14 protein-coding genes and 7 tRNA genes are annotated in these 13,633 nt (G+C 43.5%); 3 read left to right on the top strand and 18 right to left on the bottom strand.

The features are described 5' to 3' along the window. Positions 1-3: 3 nt before the first annotated feature. The 14 genes from DFP75_RS02605 to thrS all read right to left on the bottom strand — a co-directional run bounded on the left by DFP75_RS02605 (position 4) and on the right by thrS (position 8,096). A tRNA-Asp gene (locus tag DFP75_RS02605) sits at positions 4-80 on the bottom strand. A gap of 55 nt (positions 81-135) precedes the next feature. After that, positions 136-211: transfer RNA gene (locus DFP75_RS02600), tRNA-Val, on the bottom strand. Positions 212-251: 40 nt separating this feature from the next. Further along, a tRNA-Thr gene (locus DFP75_RS02595) sits at positions 252-327 on the bottom strand. Positions 328-373: 46 nt separating this feature from the next. Beyond that, positions 374-449 (bottom strand) — tRNA-Thr (locus DFP75_RS02590). 41 nt (positions 450-490) lie between these two features. Beyond that, a tRNA-Thr gene (locus DFP75_RS02585) sits at positions 491-566 on the bottom strand. A gap of 69 nt (positions 567-635) precedes the next feature. Continuing rightward, a tRNA-Thr gene (locus tag DFP75_RS02580) sits at positions 636-711 on the bottom strand. 13 nt (positions 712-724) lie between these two features. Next, positions 725-801: transfer RNA gene (locus tag DFP75_RS02575), tRNA-Pro, on the bottom strand. 288 nt (positions 802-1,089) lie between these two features. Continuing rightward, positions 1,090-1,386 carry an integration host factor subunit alpha gene (locus tag DFP75_RS02570; RefSeq protein ID WP_110571937.1) on the bottom strand — a complete coding sequence of 99 codons (297 nt, stop codon included), beginning with the start codon at positions 1,384-1,386 and terminating at the stop codon, positions 1,090-1,092. Positions 1,387-1,390: 4 nt separating this feature from the next. After that, a complete protein-coding gene (gene pheT / locus DFP75_RS02565; RefSeq protein WP_110571935.1) occupies positions 1,391-3,775 on the bottom strand; it encodes a phenylalanine--tRNA ligase subunit beta in 2,385 nt (794 codons plus the stop codon). 22 nt (positions 3,776-3,797) lie between these two features. Next, a complete protein-coding gene (pheS, locus tag DFP75_RS02560; RefSeq protein WP_110571933.1) occupies positions 3,798-4,793 on the bottom strand; it encodes a phenylalanine--tRNA ligase subunit alpha in 996 nt (331 codons plus the stop codon). A gap of 128 nt (positions 4,794-4,921) precedes the next feature. Further along, a complete protein-coding gene (rplT, locus tag DFP75_RS02555; RefSeq protein WP_024023333.1) occupies positions 4,922-5,278 on the bottom strand; it encodes a 50S ribosomal protein L20 in 357 nt (118 codons plus the stop codon). Between the two features lie 47 nt (positions 5,279-5,325). After that, a complete protein-coding gene (gene rpmI / locus DFP75_RS02550) occupies positions 5,326-5,520 on the bottom strand; it encodes a 50S ribosomal protein L35 (protein ID WP_067343164.1) in 195 nt (64 codons plus the stop codon). Between the two features lie 96 nt (positions 5,521-5,616). Beyond that, positions 5,617-6,150: a translation initiation factor IF-3 gene (infC, locus tag DFP75_RS02545; protein ID WP_110571931.1), complete on the bottom strand. Its 534-nt coding sequence runs from the start codon at positions 6,148-6,150 to the stop codon at positions 5,617-5,619. An 8-nt stretch (positions 6,151-6,158) separates the two neighbouring features. Then, positions 6,159-8,096 carry a threonine--tRNA ligase gene (thrS, locus tag DFP75_RS02540; RefSeq protein ID WP_110571929.1) on the bottom strand — a complete coding sequence of 646 codons (1,938 nt, stop codon included), beginning with the start codon at positions 8,094-8,096 and terminating at the stop codon, positions 6,159-6,161. 239 nt (positions 8,097-8,335) lie between these two features. Between thrS and DFP75_RS02535 the strand changes: the two genes are divergently transcribed. Beyond that, positions 8,336-8,962, top strand: a complete 627-nt coding sequence (locus DFP75_RS02535) for an O-methyltransferase (RefSeq protein WP_110571927.1) — start codon at positions 8,336-8,338, stop codon at positions 8,960-8,962. 95 nt (positions 8,963-9,057) lie between these two features. Then, positions 9,058-9,759, top strand: a complete 702-nt coding sequence (locus tag DFP75_RS02530; protein ID WP_110571925.1) for a GIY-YIG nuclease family protein — start codon at positions 9,058-9,060, stop codon at positions 9,757-9,759. 103 nt (positions 9,760-9,862) lie between these two features. Here the strand turns inward: DFP75_RS02530 and DFP75_RS02525 are convergent, their stop codons facing one another. From DFP75_RS02525 to ppiC, 4 genes are all read right to left on the bottom strand, one after another. Next, on the bottom strand, positions 9,863-11,209 hold the full coding sequence (locus DFP75_RS02525) for a class II 3-deoxy-7-phosphoheptulonate synthase (RefSeq protein ID WP_110571923.1): 1,347 nt from the start codon (positions 11,207-11,209) through the stop codon (positions 9,863-9,865). Between the two features lie 39 nt (positions 11,210-11,248). Beyond that, a complete protein-coding gene (locus DFP75_RS02520; RefSeq protein WP_110571922.1) occupies positions 11,249-11,860 on the bottom strand; it encodes a helix-turn-helix domain-containing protein in 612 nt (203 codons plus the stop codon). A gap of 68 nt (positions 11,861-11,928) precedes the next feature. Beyond that, positions 11,929-12,357, bottom strand: a complete 429-nt coding sequence (locus tag DFP75_RS02515) for a protein tyrosine phosphatase family protein (RefSeq protein ID WP_110571921.1) — start codon at positions 12,355-12,357, stop codon at positions 11,929-11,931. 11 nt (positions 12,358-12,368) lie between these two features. Beyond that, complete coding sequence (ppiC, locus tag DFP75_RS02510) at positions 12,369-12,647, bottom strand: peptidylprolyl isomerase PpiC (RefSeq protein ID WP_110571920.1); 279 nt, start codon at positions 12,645-12,647, stop codon at positions 12,369-12,371. A 141-nt stretch (positions 12,648-12,788) separates the two neighbouring features. Here ppiC and DFP75_RS02505 point away from each other — a divergent pair, with 141 nt between their 5' ends. Beyond that, entirely contained in the window at positions 12,789-13,592 is an 804-nt protein-coding gene (locus tag DFP75_RS02505) for a response regulator (protein ID WP_110571919.1), read from the top strand. Positions 13,593-13,633 lie beyond the last annotated feature (41 nt).

Below are 13,633 nucleotides of genomic sequence, written 5' to 3'. Positions count from 1 at the left end.
AGATGGCGGAATGGACGGGACTCGAACCCGCGACCCCCTGCGTGACAGGCAGGTATTCTAACCAACTGAACTACCACTCCAACATGGTCTAGTACTTTTGCTTTTACCTGAGGAAAAAGCCCACTGTCTAGTTAGTGGTGGGTGTGGAGAGGTTCGAACTCCCGACATTCGCCTTGTAAGGGCGACGCTCTCCCAACTGAGCTACACACCCAATCTTATTTAACATTTTTCCAACTTACTTATTAAGTAAGTGGTGCCGCCACCAAGAGTCGAACTCGGGACCCTCTGATTACAAGTCAGATGCTCTACCAACTGAGCTATAGCGGCTTAATGCTAAATCAAATTGTAAACTTACTCATCTACAATGAGTAAATGGTGCCGCCACCAAGAGTCGAACTCGGGACCCTCTGATTACAAGTCAGATGCTCTACCAACTGAGCTATAGCGGCATTACATGACGCAGTTCACTTTTAACTAACTTCCTAAGAAGTGGTGCCGCCACCAAGAGTCGAACTCGGGACCCTCTGATTACAAGTCAGATGCTCTACCAACTGAGCTATAGCGGCTTTAATAAAAGCAAAATCTTTTTTTATCTCTATTCTTCATTTCTGAAGAAAAGAAACTTTGACCAAAAATGGTGCCGCCACCAAGAGTCGAACTCGGGACCCTCTGATTACAAGTCAGATGCTCTACCAACTGAGCTATAGCGGCATTTTTCAATTTTTGGTCGGGACGGCAGGATTTGAACCTGCGACCACTAGCACCCCATGCTAGTGCGCTACCAGGCTGCGCTACGCCCCGAAACCGACAGTTGAAGAGTTAAACTCTGTCCCTGCCAGCGGGTGCGTATATTACTATAACAAATTGAAAAGGGAAGACTTTTATTAACTTTTTTTCAATTTAATCATGACAATAGAATATTCAGAAATGATCGCTTAAACATTGATCTAAATATCTTTCTACTTTATCGAGTCAACACCTGAAGCTACAAGCTCTTCTAGAAAAGGCAGCCCCCTACTATATAAGCTATTGAATCGTGACATACAAAAAAGGCCACCCTATGGGGTGGCCTTTTAGAGGCTGCAAGAATTACTCTTGCATATAGTCTTCTACTTTTGACTTAAGCTTTTGCCCAGGCCGGAAAGTAACAACAGTTCGAGCGGTTATCGGGATCTCTTCGCCCGTTTTAGGGTTTCGACCAGGTCGCTGACTCTTTTCTCGCACTTCAAAATTACCAAAGCCCGACAGCTTAACTTGCTGTCGTTCTATTAATGAACTACGAACAACCTCAAAAAACCCCTCAACAAGGTCTTTCGCATCTTTTTTACTTAGACCAATTGAATCTACTAAGTTTTCAGCAAGGTCCGCTTTCGTCAACGATCCCATAAATCTACCCCCTTACAACGGCTCCCAATTGCTCAGATAATGCCGCAACTGTTTTTTCGACAGAATTGTTCACTTCTTCATCACTAAGAGTGTGTGAAGGATGCTGCCACGTCAAGCCCAAAGCGACACTTTTTTTCGTCTCATCAATACCTTGGCCCTGATAAACATCAAAAACCAAGACATTCTTAAGCGCCTCTCCTGCTGTTGCAGAAATAACCCTCTCCAACTCACTCACAGGCACAGAACGATCAACAAGCAACGCTAGGTCACGACGCACCTCAGGAAAACGAGAAACCGCTTCATATTCCGGCAACTTAGCATTCAACACAGCCGCAAGTGCAATATCAAACACATAAATAGGCTGATTAGCACCCAATTCCTTAGCCAACTGAGGATGCAACTCCCCCATCAAGCCAACGAACTGCCCGTCTAAAAAGATATCGGCAGAACGCCCCGGGTGCAAAAATTCACACTTAGAACGCTCATACGTTGGCTTACCACCATCGTTTAGAGCAAACATCGCTTCAACATGTGCTTTAAGGTCATAAAAATCAACCTTTTCGCTGCCGTGATACCAAGCCTCAGCATGACGAGCACCCGCAATTAAGCCTGCAACCTGCTGCTGCTGATCCAAATCAGCTAGCGCATCAACAGTACCAATAAAGCGACGACCCGTTTCAAATAAACGCACGCGAGATTGCTGACGATTTTGGTTATAAAGGTAAGCTTTCACCAAACCGGGCACCAAGCTTGGACGCATAACACCCATGTCTGCTGAAATAGGGTTCGCCAGCGGCACAGGTTCGATATTAGGTAAAAATTGCTTACTTAATACAGGATCAATAAAGCTATAAGTCACCGCTTCTTGATAACCCTGCGACACCAAAATAGAACGCAACACTTGAATTTGTGTTTTCGTCTCTGATAAAGGGGTGAAATTCACCGCAGCTTGAGGCATTGATGAAGGTAAATTGTCATACCCATAGATACGAGCAACCTCTTCGATCAAATCCGCTTCAATAGCAATATCAAAACGATGTGATGGCGCTTTTGTAGACCAAGCCTCATCAGTCACTTCAATCATCTCTAGACCAAGGCGAGTTAAAATATCCGTTACCAAGTCTTTATCGATGGACATCGCCAAATACTGATCAAGTTTCTTGCGGCGTAAAGTAACAACGGCCGCTTCAGGCAAAGTAGCTTCATTCACAGAATGAGTAATTGGCCCTACTTGGCCGCCAGCAATTTCAAGTACCAATGCCGTCGCACGCTCTATTGCTTGTTCTTGAAGCGTGGCATCAACACCACGCTCAAAGCGGTGTGAAGAATCTGTGTGCAACCCATAAGAGCGAGCCTTACCTGCTAAAGCCAATGGAGCAAAAAAAGCACTTTCAAGGAAAATATCTTTCGTTGCTTCGTTCACTCCTGACCCTTCGCCACCCATTACCCCAGCAATAGCTAGCGGTGCGGTTTCATCAGCAATGACCAAAGTATCATCACGTAGAGCCACTTCCTGACCATCAAGCAAGACAATTTTTTCATCTTTCTTCGCCATTCGAACAACAATCGAACCAGATAGGTTCGCAAGATCGAATGCATGCATTGGCTGCCCCAACTCCAACATCACATAGTTAGTGATATCAACAATTGGGTCGATTGAACGAATGCCGCTGCGACGAAGCTTTTCAACCATCCATAAAGGCGTCTGAGCCGCAACATTAACACCACGCACAACACGACCTAAATAACGCGGGCAAGCATCAACTGCTTCCACTCGTACCGGGAAGGCATCATCGATCGTAACGTCAGCAGGAGCGACCTTAACAGGTGTCACATCCGCTTTATTCAAAACGCCGACTTCGCGAGCCAAGCCAGCAATGCTTAAACAGTCGCTTCGGTTAGGTGTTAGATCTACATCGATGATCTGATCATCAAGATTTAAGAAAGCACGGAAATCTTCGCCAGTTTTTGCAATAGCTGGTAATTCCATAATGCCATCATGATCGTCGCTCAAGCCCAATTCAGAGGCTGAACATAACATACCAAAAGATTCTACTTGGCGAAGCTTCGCTTTTTTAATTTTAAAATCCGCACCTAATACCGCGCCAATTTTAGCAAATGGAATCTTAATACCTGGACGCGCATTCGGCGCACCGCAAACCACCTGAAATGTCTCTGCACCGTCTGACACCTGACAAACTTGCAGTTTGTCTGCATTCGGATGAGGCTCAGCTGCGATAATTTCACCCACCACCACACCAGAAAATGCAGAGGAAACAGGCAAAACTTCGTCTACTTCAAGGCCAGCTAATGTTATCTGAGCAACCAAATCATCGCTACTGATGTCTGGATTGACCCACTCTCTTAGCCAATTCTCACTAATTTTCATAAAAACATCCTAGGTCAACTGATTACTTGAACTGCTTAAGGAAGCGCAAATCGTTCTCGAAGAACATACGCAAGTCATCTACTTTGTAACGCAGCATGGCAAAACGCTCAACGCCCATACCAAAAGCAAAACCTGTGTATTTCTCAGAATCAATTCCGGACATTTCAAGCACTTTCGGATGAACCATGCCGCAACCTAACACTTCTAGCCAAGACTCTTCGCCCTTGCTGTTGGTACGCATGATGTCCACTTCTATTGAAGGCTCAGTAAATGGAAAGTAACTAGGACGGAAACGAACTTTTAAATCATCTTCAAAGAAGACATTCAAAAACTGCTGCAAAATACCCTTCAGATCCGCAAACGAAATATTTTCGTCAATCAACAAACCTTCAACCTGATGAAACATTGGCGTGTGCGTTTGGTCTGAATCACAACGATAAACACGGCCAGGACAAATAATTCGAATCGGCGGCTGAGTCGTTTCCATTGTGCGCACTTGAACAGGAGATGTATGCGTTCTTAGTACGGTTGTCGGATTGAAGTAAAAAGTGTCTTGCATTGCTCGCGCAGGATGGTGCGCAGGAATGTTCAGAGCTTCAAAGTTGTGGTAATCGTCTTCGATTTCAGGGCCCGCAGCCACATCAAAGCCAATCCCACGAAAAAAGGTTTCAATACGCTCCATAGTACGAGTCACTGGATGCAAACCACCCACTTCCTGACCCTTACCGGATAAGGAGATATCAATTGTTTCTGTTGCAAGCTTCGCATCAAGCGCCGCTTTAGCAAGAGAAGCCTTGCGCTCAGTAATTTTTTCCTGAACTTGGTCTTTTGCTTCGTTAACCATTTGACCAAATTTTGGTCGCTCTTCTGCCGAAACGTTACCAAGCTGCTTCAACAAAGCAGTCAGTGCGCCCTTCTTGCCTAAATAATGCACTCGTACATCATCCAACGCGGACTCACTCTCAGATGCAGCTACTGCGCTTAGCGCATCAGCAAGAATCTGCTTTAGGTTCTCCATTTATACACTCCAAAAAATAAAATAGGGGAAGAACCATTGGCTCTTCCCCTATCAAAGACTGCATTGAGTGACCCTTCTATTAAGATTGAATCTATCAAGATCGGATCACCCTAAGGCTACGTCAGAAATTAAGCCAAGCTTGCTTTCGCTTTTTCAACGATAGCAGCAAAAACTTCTTTCTCGTACACAGCTAGGTCAGCCAAAACCTTACGGTCGATTTCAATTGCAGCTTTTTTCAAGCCAGCAATGAAACGGCTGTAAGATAGACCATTGATACGTGCAGCAGCGTTAATACGAGCAATCCACAATGCGCGGAATTGACGCTTACGCTGACGACGGTCACGGTATTGGTATTGACCAGCTTTGATAACAGCTTGTTTCGCTACACGAAATACACGACTACGTGCACCGTAGTAACCTTTAGCTTGCTTTAAAATCTTCTTGTGACGGCGACGAGCCTGAACACCACGTTTTACGCGAGGCATAATATAAACCTTATACTAATAAATTAATGAACTAAAAAAATCTAGACTTAGATGTATGGCAACATGCGTACAATTAACGCTTTGTCGCTTTGCGCAATCTGGTTCATAGAACGAAGATGACGCTTACGTTTAGTCGATTTCTTAGTCAAAATGTGACTAGTATGAGACTGCTTATGCTTAAAACCATTCGCGGTACGTTTGAAGCGCTTAGATGCGCCACTGTGTGACTTAATTTTGGACATGATAAAACCACTCTCGCATTCGTTAATGTTAGTGTAATTTTTCAATACACATCACGTAATAAAAGCTAGGCAATTATTACGTGCGTCTATTTAAAACTACTTCTTCTTTTTGGGGCCTAGCACCATAGTCAATTGACGACCTTCCATTTTCGCAGCTTGCTCTACTGCACCATATTCCTCTAAGTCTTGAGCGACTCGATTCATAAGTTGCATACCAAGCTCCTGATGGGCCATTTCACGACCGCGGTATCGTAGTGATACTTTGGCCTTATCCCCGCCTTCAAGGAAACGTATCAGGTTGCGGAGTTTTACCTGATAATCCCCTTCCTCCGTCCCTGGACGGAATTTCATTTCTTTTACCTGGATTTGCTTAGCATTTTTCTTTTGAGCAGCTTTCGCTTTCTTTGCTTCAAAAATATGCTTACCGTAGTCCATTATTTTGCAAACAATCGGATCTGAATCAGCAATTTGCACTAAGTCTAAAGCAGCCTCTTGTGCCGCTTTTAGCGCCTCATCTAAAGAGACAACGCCAACTTGTTCACCATCAGCTGCGATCAAACGCACTTCGGTAGCTCGAATGTTTTCGTTGATTAGAGGACGCTGCTTACTAGCGGCACGCCCACGATTCATATTACCTTTTATAGTACTATCTCCATTTCTTGTTTACGGCTACGGCGAGCAACTTCTTTTTGAAGCAATTCTTCAAAATCAGAAATACTCATCACTCCAAGGTCATCACCGGTACGAGTTCGAACAGCAACCTGCTGTTGCTCAACTTCTTTATCACCGACAACGATCATGTACGGCACTCGTTGAAGAGTATGCTCGCGGATTTTAAACCCGATCTTCTCGTTTCTCAAGTCAAGTTTTGCTCTAAAGCCATTTGAATTCAATCTTTTTTCCAAATCAGAGCAATAGTCTGCTTGGCGATCTGTAATGTTCATGATAACAACTTGTTCAGGCGCAAGCCAGACCGGAAAGGCACCTTCTGTCTCTTCGATCAAAATACCAATGAAACGTTCAAGTGACCCAACGATCGCACGATGCAACATAACCGGTGTTTGGCGCGAGCCATCTTCCGATACATATTGCGCACCCAATCGAGTTGGCATCGAGAAATCTACCTGAATTGTACCACACTGCCAAACTCGGCCGATGGCATCTTTCAGAGAAAACTCAATTTTAGGACCATAAAAAGCCCCTTCTCCTGGTAACTCTTCCCAATCAAGCCCAGCAGAATCTAACGCATCAGATAAAGCTTTTTCAGCTTTATCCCACACTTCATCAGATCCCACTCGCTGCTCAGGGCGAGTAGACAAACGATAAACAATGTTATCGAAGCCAAAATCTGCATACACTTCGTGAAGCAGATCGATAAATTCAGACACTTCCGACTGAATTTGCCCTTCGGTCACAAAGATATGACCGTCATCCTGAACAAAGTTACGTACACGCATAATGCCATGCAATGCACCAGATGGCTCATTACGGTGACAAGAACCAAACTCAGCCATACGGAACGGCAAATCACGGTAGCTTTTAAGGCCCTGATTATAAACCTGTATGTGACATGGGCAGTTCATCGGTTTAACGGCGTAATCACGATTTTCAGAATGTGTAGTAAACATATTCTCATGATATTTGCCCCAGTGCCCTGATTTTTCCCAAAGCACACGGTCAACGATCTGGGGTGTTTTGACCTCTTGATAATTGTTATCAATCTGCTTCTGACGCATATATTGCTCAACAGCTTGATACAATCTCCAGCCTTTAGGGTGCCAGAACACCATGCCAGGCGCTTCTTCCTGCACATGGAAAAGATCCAACTTCTTACCTAACTTACGATGATCGCGTTTTTCAGCTTCTTCGATTCGCGTTAAATAAGCTTTCAATTCTTTTTTGTCGTTCCAAGCCGTACCATAAATACGCTGCAACATTTCGTTATTAGAATCACCACGCCAGTACGCACCAGCCAACTTCATCAATTTGAAATGACGCAAGACTCGAGTATTCGGTACATGAGGACCACGACACATATCCATATACTCTTCATGATGATACAAACCAACTTCTTTCGTTGACTCATCCATATCATCAATCAATGCCACTTTATAGCTTTCACCACGGTCAACAAATTGCTGACGAGCCTCTGCTATCGGTGTCATTTTTTTAACAACATCGTAGTCCGTCTTAACCAACTCTGCGATGCGCTTTTCAATAGCGGCAAGATCATCAGGCGTAAAAGGACGCTCATAGGCGATGTCGTAATAAAAGCCTTCATCTATAACAGGTCCGATCGCCATTTGCGCTGTCGGATACAACTGCTTAACAGCATGACCAACAAGGTGGGCAAAAGAGTGACGAATAATTTCCACACCTTCAGGGTCTTTCCCTGTAATGATGCTTAATTTAGCGTCGTCAGAAATAAGCTCGCATGCATCAACAAGTTGACCATCTATGCGACCAGCCACCGTGGCTTTAGCCAAACCAGGACCAATATCCTCGGCGACTTGCATAACAGTTACTGGGTTTGAAAAAGAGCGTTGGCTGCCATCAGGCAAAGTAATTACAGGCATTTTATTCCCCTATCGGAGTCAGTGGTGCTCCATACCAAAGAGCACATGTAAATTTCAGCGCATAAATTACCATTTTTCGATTATTCATGCGAATCTAATTTAAATCGGCTTTTTTATCGGCATGTACAGGACATCCGCAAAAATCAAGCTTTTTTTCTACATTTAAGCCATAGACATTATCTTCACGCAGAGTAAAATTGGCATCCGTTTCACACATACTTCGCGTTTTAAAAGGCACTATGGATCTTAATACTCTTGACGACTACTGCATTGAGACGACTCAATCAGAACCTGAGCTTTTAATTGAGTTAGTAGAAAAAACTTACTCTGATATGGGCTACCCAAATAAGTTGTCTGGAAAAACCATTGGCCGCACCCTGAAGCTGTTGACCAAAATAGCTCAACCTAAGCGCGCCCTTGAAATAGGCATGTTTACTGGCTATTCAGCTTTATCAATCGCAGAGGGCATGCCTTCTGATGGCGAACTAATTTGCTGTGAAACCAACCCTAGAGCAATTGAATTTGCTCAATCCTTTTTTGATCGTAGCGAGCACGGCAAGAAAATCAAAGCCATTTTCGGCCCAGCTCTGGACACAATCAAATCCCTTGATGGGCAATTTGACCTTGTCTTTATCGATGCAGATAAACGCAACTACCTTAATTATTATGAAGCGGTAGTACCGCTTGTAAAATCAGGTGGACTTATCATTATCGATAACTCCCTATGGCAAGGACGAGTACTAGACCCAAAAGAAAACAGCGACATAGCTGTCAACCAAGTCAACCGCTTAATTGCGCAAGACAAACGAGTTGAGAATGTTCATCTGAATGTTCGCGACGGTCTAAATATCGTCGTAAAACACTAACCCTATTTCTTTATAAACCCCATTCACCTTTGGGTTCCCTCAGGTGAATGGGGTTTATGTGCTATTAAAAAGATATTACGTAAGAGGCAGCGATTTTGGTCGTTTTTAAAATCACAAATAACATCACTGGCAAGCATTATATTGGAACTTCTTTCAATAGTGGCTTCCAACGTTTCGAACAATACGTTGAAGCAACAAATGAAGGCCTAGACTTTCCCTTATACAATGACATTAGGGAGAATGGCGTTGAAGCATTTATTGTCGAAGAGCTATTTGAAACCAGCGACAAACAAGAGCTTTATGAGCTAGAAAGCGACTATATCTCAATCTATAACGGTGAAAGTTTGCGCGGTTACAAAATTGCCCAAACAGCCGAGAAATCAACCAACTTAAACTTTGGTAAAAAAGCACTTTTTGATGCTAACGGCGTATCAACCGCAGAGCAGCCAAAAAAAACAAGAAAAGCAGCCGCGACAAAAACCGTTGAATTGCCAAAAAAAACAATTGAGCCGGCACCAACAGCCAAATCCTTCTTTGGAGAACTTATTGGCGAAGAAAGATTAAGCGGTGCAGCGATACCAAAAGAGCCTGAAAAGAAAAAAGCTCCGGCTCGCACAAAAAGCAAAGCCAGCATCCAGAAAATGCTGAATGAAGCTGAAAGAGCATCCAAAAAAGAACGTGAAGAAAAACTAAAAGCACAACAGCAAGCAGAAGCTGAAGAGATGGCGCTTATCATGGCAAAAATCGATGTGACTTCAAAAGCAACCACATCCGCTTTTCGCCGCCGAAAAGGCTAATCGCTTTACCCTTTTTAGCCAAAGCGAATAACAAAAAAGCTCAGTTAGAAACCTAACTGAGCTTTTTTTATTGACAATCAATCGACCAACTAAGGTGGGTAAATTAGGATCTCGATTTCTTAAGAGTGTCCGAAATCATAAATGCCAACTCTAACGACTGATCAGCATTCAACCTCGGATCACAATGAGTGTGATAACGATCAGCCAAATCCGCCTCAGTCACTTCAAAAGCACCGCCCACACATTCAGTAACATTCTGACCCGTCATTTCAAAGTGAACACCACCGGCGTAGCTACCTTCAGCATTATGAACCTGGAAGAACTGCTGAACTTCTTTTAACACATCATCTACCCGACGTGTTTTGTAACCAGTGGAAGCCTTAACAGTGTTGCCATGCATTGGATCACTACTCCAAACGACATTCTTACCCTCACGTTGAATAGCCTGAATCAGTTTAGGCATACCCTCTTCAACTTTATCCGCACCCATTCGAACAATAATATTCAAACGACCCGCTTCATTATTTGGGTTTAAAACATCACACAGCTTCAACAGATCTTCAGGATCCATAGAAGGACCAGCCTTCACCCCAATTGGGTTTTGAACACCACGCAAAAACTCAACATGCGCACCGTCCAGTTGACGCGTCCTATCACCAATCCACAACATGTGAGCAGAACAGTCATACCACTCACCTGTCAGGCTGTCTTTACGAGTTAATGCTTGTTCATAAGGCAATAGCAAGGCTTCGTGGGACGTATAAAAATCAGTCTCTTTAAGCTGAGATAAGCCTGCACCAACCCCACACGCTTCCATGAATTGCAAAGCATCATCGATTTTATCAGCAACACCTTGATAGCGACCGCCTGCAGGACTTGCATTCAAAAAGTCCAAATTCCACTGATGAACTTGATGCAAATCCGCAAAACCACCCTGTGAGAAGGCGCGAAGTAAATTCATTGTCGAAGCGCTTTGATTATACACCTGCACTAAACGCTCAGGATCCGGCACACGAGCCTGCTCGGTAAAATCAATGCCATTAATAATATCGCCACGATAACTAGGCAGCTCAACGCCATTAACAACCTCTGTTCCAGCTGACCTTGGCTTAGCAAACTGACCAGCCATGCGGCCGACCTTCACAACAGGACACTTACCCGCATAAGTCAAAACCACTGCCATTTGCAGCATGACTTTAAATGTATCGCGAATATTATTAGCATGAAACTCAGCAAAACTTTCTGCGCAATCACCGCCTTGCAATAAAAACGACTGTCGATTTGCCACCTGAGCCAATGCCTTTTTAAGCTGACGCGCTTCACCTGCAAAAACAAGAGGAGGCATTTTGCCTAATGTACTTTCCACCTGAGCCAGATGCTCAGCATTAGGATAAACCGGCTGTTGCAGTGCCGTTTTACCTCTCCAACTTGTCAATCCCCACTGCTCCATAACGCAATACAACCTTCTCTTAAATAATTTTTTAATATATTAACGGGCCACAACCCAAAGTATTTCAGCATCTTTTGCCGACAAAGAAACAACAGCGTGTCCCATTGAGGCATCATAATACACACTATCACCTTCTTTTAATTCAATTGGTTCATAGAGCTCAGAGAAAAAATTAATTTTACCTCGCAAAACCAAAAGAAACTCCTCGCCATCATGACGAACCCACTCTTTAAACTCTGCGAAAGATCTCGCTCTGACAGTAGTCTTGAAAGGCACCATTTTTTTGCGGCTAATTGAGTAATTGAGCAATTCATGCTCATACGTTGCTGTCGGATGCGGCTCTCCTCGGCCCTTTCGCGTAACATCCCTTCGCCCAGCAATAGAATGCTCACTGGCCTCAACAAACAACTGAGGCAAGTCCATTTCCAAACCATTTATGAGCTTTTGCACAATAGCAAAACTAGGCGAAACCTGATCATTTTCAATTTTCGACAATGTAGAGCGAGCGATTCCAGTCTTTTTGCCCACCTCTTCCAGCGTCCACCCTCTCGCAAGACGAATTTCCTTAACACGCTTCCCCAGCTCTAACGGCTCGACAAAGCGATCAGGATCAGAGGCTGTGGCTGTTTCTAACGACGGTCGACTAACCATAAATTACCAATACTACATATTCACAAAGAAAGAAAATTGCCTGCTATGCCTCAGACACATACTGACAGTTATTTATTCAACAAAGGCGCCATTGCTGCCGCACACCGAGAAAGATCAAAACCTTTCCCTGCCACATAAGCACTAAGCTCATCAGAAGACTTACCCTTAGCATTTTCAGACAGCAGCCACAAAACGGAAGATCGAGTTCCTGTACGGCAAAAAGCCAAGGTTTTTTTACTGACACCTAGCGCGTCAGACTGAACCTCAACATGCTCTTTCGACAGCTTAGATAAGTCAATTGGGTTACTAACATATTCTAGACCTAATGCTTCAGCCTTTGCGCGCAAAGCATTATCTGTCGGCTGATCTTCAGACTCAAAATCAGGACGATTATTAATCACCCTTTCAAAACCTAGATTCTTCAACACCTCTATATCTTCTAGCAAGATCTGAGGCGCAACATAATACAGACTGTCGAGCTGAATCACATTATTCATTTTCACCCACCTTAAGAACGATACAACACTTTAATCAAATGAAAACCAAACTGTGTTTTAACGGGCCCCTGAATTTTATACAGCGGACCACCAAACACAGCCTTATCAAACGCTGGCACCATATCCCCTTTGCGAAACTCCCCAAGGTCTCCACCTTTTTTACCAGAAGGACAAGTTGAGAATTGCTTGGCCAATTTATGAAAATCAGCGCCTTTATCTAACTTAGCCTTTAATGAGTCCGCTTCCGCTTTGGTTTTTACCAAGATATGACACGCACTTGCTGTCGACATTACCACTCCCACAATTCAAATAGACTAGATAAAACATGTTAACCTATTTAATATATTCATATTAAGCAGTAAGCAACCATAAACACAAAATAGTCCTAGTAAAAGTCATAACATCACAAACAAAATAGGCAACTTTAAACTATGAGCACTTATGCAGCGATAAATGACCTATCTTTTCTCTTAGTAGAACCGTCAGATACCCAAAAGAAAATCATCACTAAAGCTCTAGAAGATGCCGGCATAAAGCAAATTGAATACGCAAACAGTATTCAAGAAGCAATGGACTTACTCGCTTCGTTTCCGCCCGACCTAGTCATTTCGTCAATGTACCTTCCTGACGGAACCGCAAATGAACTTATCGACAAAATACGCGCTAATCCAGACACAGAAAACCAGTGCTTCATGCTCATTTCTAGCGAAAGAAACCGTGAGAATTTAGAGCACTTAAGGCAGTCTGGCGTTCTTGCCATATTACCCAAACCTTTTAGCCAAAAGAATTTAGTAAGGGCGATTCACGCTACTCTAGATCTCATTGTTGAAGAAGAAATTGATTTAGAGTTGTTTGATCCACGAACACTAAGAGTACTTATTACAGACGACAGCCTGATGGCTCGAAAGCACATAAGCAAAACACTAAACACAATGGGAATAGAAGACATCCAATTTGCAGAAAATGGCAAAGAAGCAATTCTTCTACTGAACGAAATGGAATTTGACCTTATTGTAACCGACTACAATATGCCTGAAATGGATGGTTTAGAGCTTACTGAAGCGGTCAGGTTAGACCCGTCCTTAGCCCATATTCCAATATTGATGGTTAGCTCTAACGCGGACACTGAAAATAGCCAGCTATCAAATATCGCCCAAGAAGGGGTAGATGCTATCTGCGGCAAACCTTTTGAACCAAGCACAGTAAGAAAACTCTTAGCCAAAATACTTGACTAAAAAAACAAAAAAAAGGGCTTCAATATATGAAGCTCTTTTTT

This window comes from Marinomonas alcarazii, from assembly GCF_003208215.1.
In the GTDB taxonomy this organism is placed as follows: domain Bacteria; phylum Pseudomonadota; class Gammaproteobacteria; order Pseudomonadales; family Marinomonadaceae; genus Marinomonas; species Marinomonas alcarazii.
Note: the sequence above shows the minus strand (reverse complement) of the source record. Positions and strands in the feature narration are given on the sequence as shown.

Coding starts and splice junctions, on each gene's coding strand:
- DFP75_RS02570 (WP_110571937.1), bottom strand. CDS start 1,386: ATGGGATCGTTGACGAAAGCGGACCTTGCTGAAAACTTAGTAGATTCA.
- pheT (WP_110571935.1), bottom strand. CDS start 3,775: ATGAAAATTAGTGAGAATTGGCTAAGAGAGTGGGTCAATCCAGACATC.
- DFP75_RS02515 (WP_110571921.1), bottom strand. CDS start 12,357: ATGAATAATGTGATTCAGCTCGACAGTCTGTATTATGTTGCGCCTCAG.
- thrS (WP_110571929.1), bottom strand. CDS start 8,096: ATGCCTGTAATTACTTTGCCTGATGGCAGCCAACGCTCTTTTTCAAAC.
- infC (WP_110571931.1), bottom strand. CDS start 6,150: ATGAATCGTGGGCGTGCCGCTAGTAAGCAGCGTCCTCTAATCAACGAA.
- rpmI (WP_067343164.1), bottom strand. CDS start 5,520: ATGTCCAAAATTAAGTCACACAGTGGCGCATCTAAGCGCTTCAAACGT.
- rplT (WP_024023333.1), bottom strand. CDS start 5,278: ATGCCTCGCGTAAAACGTGGTGTTCAGGCTCGTCGCCGTCACAAGAAG.
- DFP75_RS02535 (WP_110571927.1), top strand. CDS start 8,336: ATGGATCTTAATACTCTTGACGACTACTGCATTGAGACGACTCAATCA.
- ppiC (WP_110571920.1), bottom strand. CDS start 12,647: ATGTCGACAGCAAGTGCGTGTCATATCTTGGTAAAAACCAAAGCGGAA.
- DFP75_RS02525 (WP_110571923.1), bottom strand. CDS start 11,209: ATGGAGCAGTGGGGATTGACAAGTTGGAGAGGTAAAACGGCACTGCAA.
- pheS (WP_110571933.1), bottom strand. CDS start 4,793: ATGGAGAACCTAAAGCAGATTCTTGCTGATGCGCTAAGCGCAGTAGCT.
- DFP75_RS02505 (WP_110571919.1), top strand. CDS start 12,789: ATGAGCACTTATGCAGCGATAAATGACCTATCTTTTCTCTTAGTAGAA.
- DFP75_RS02520 (WP_110571922.1), bottom strand. CDS start 11,860: ATGGTTAGTCGACCGTCGTTAGAAACAGCCACAGCCTCTGATCCTGAT.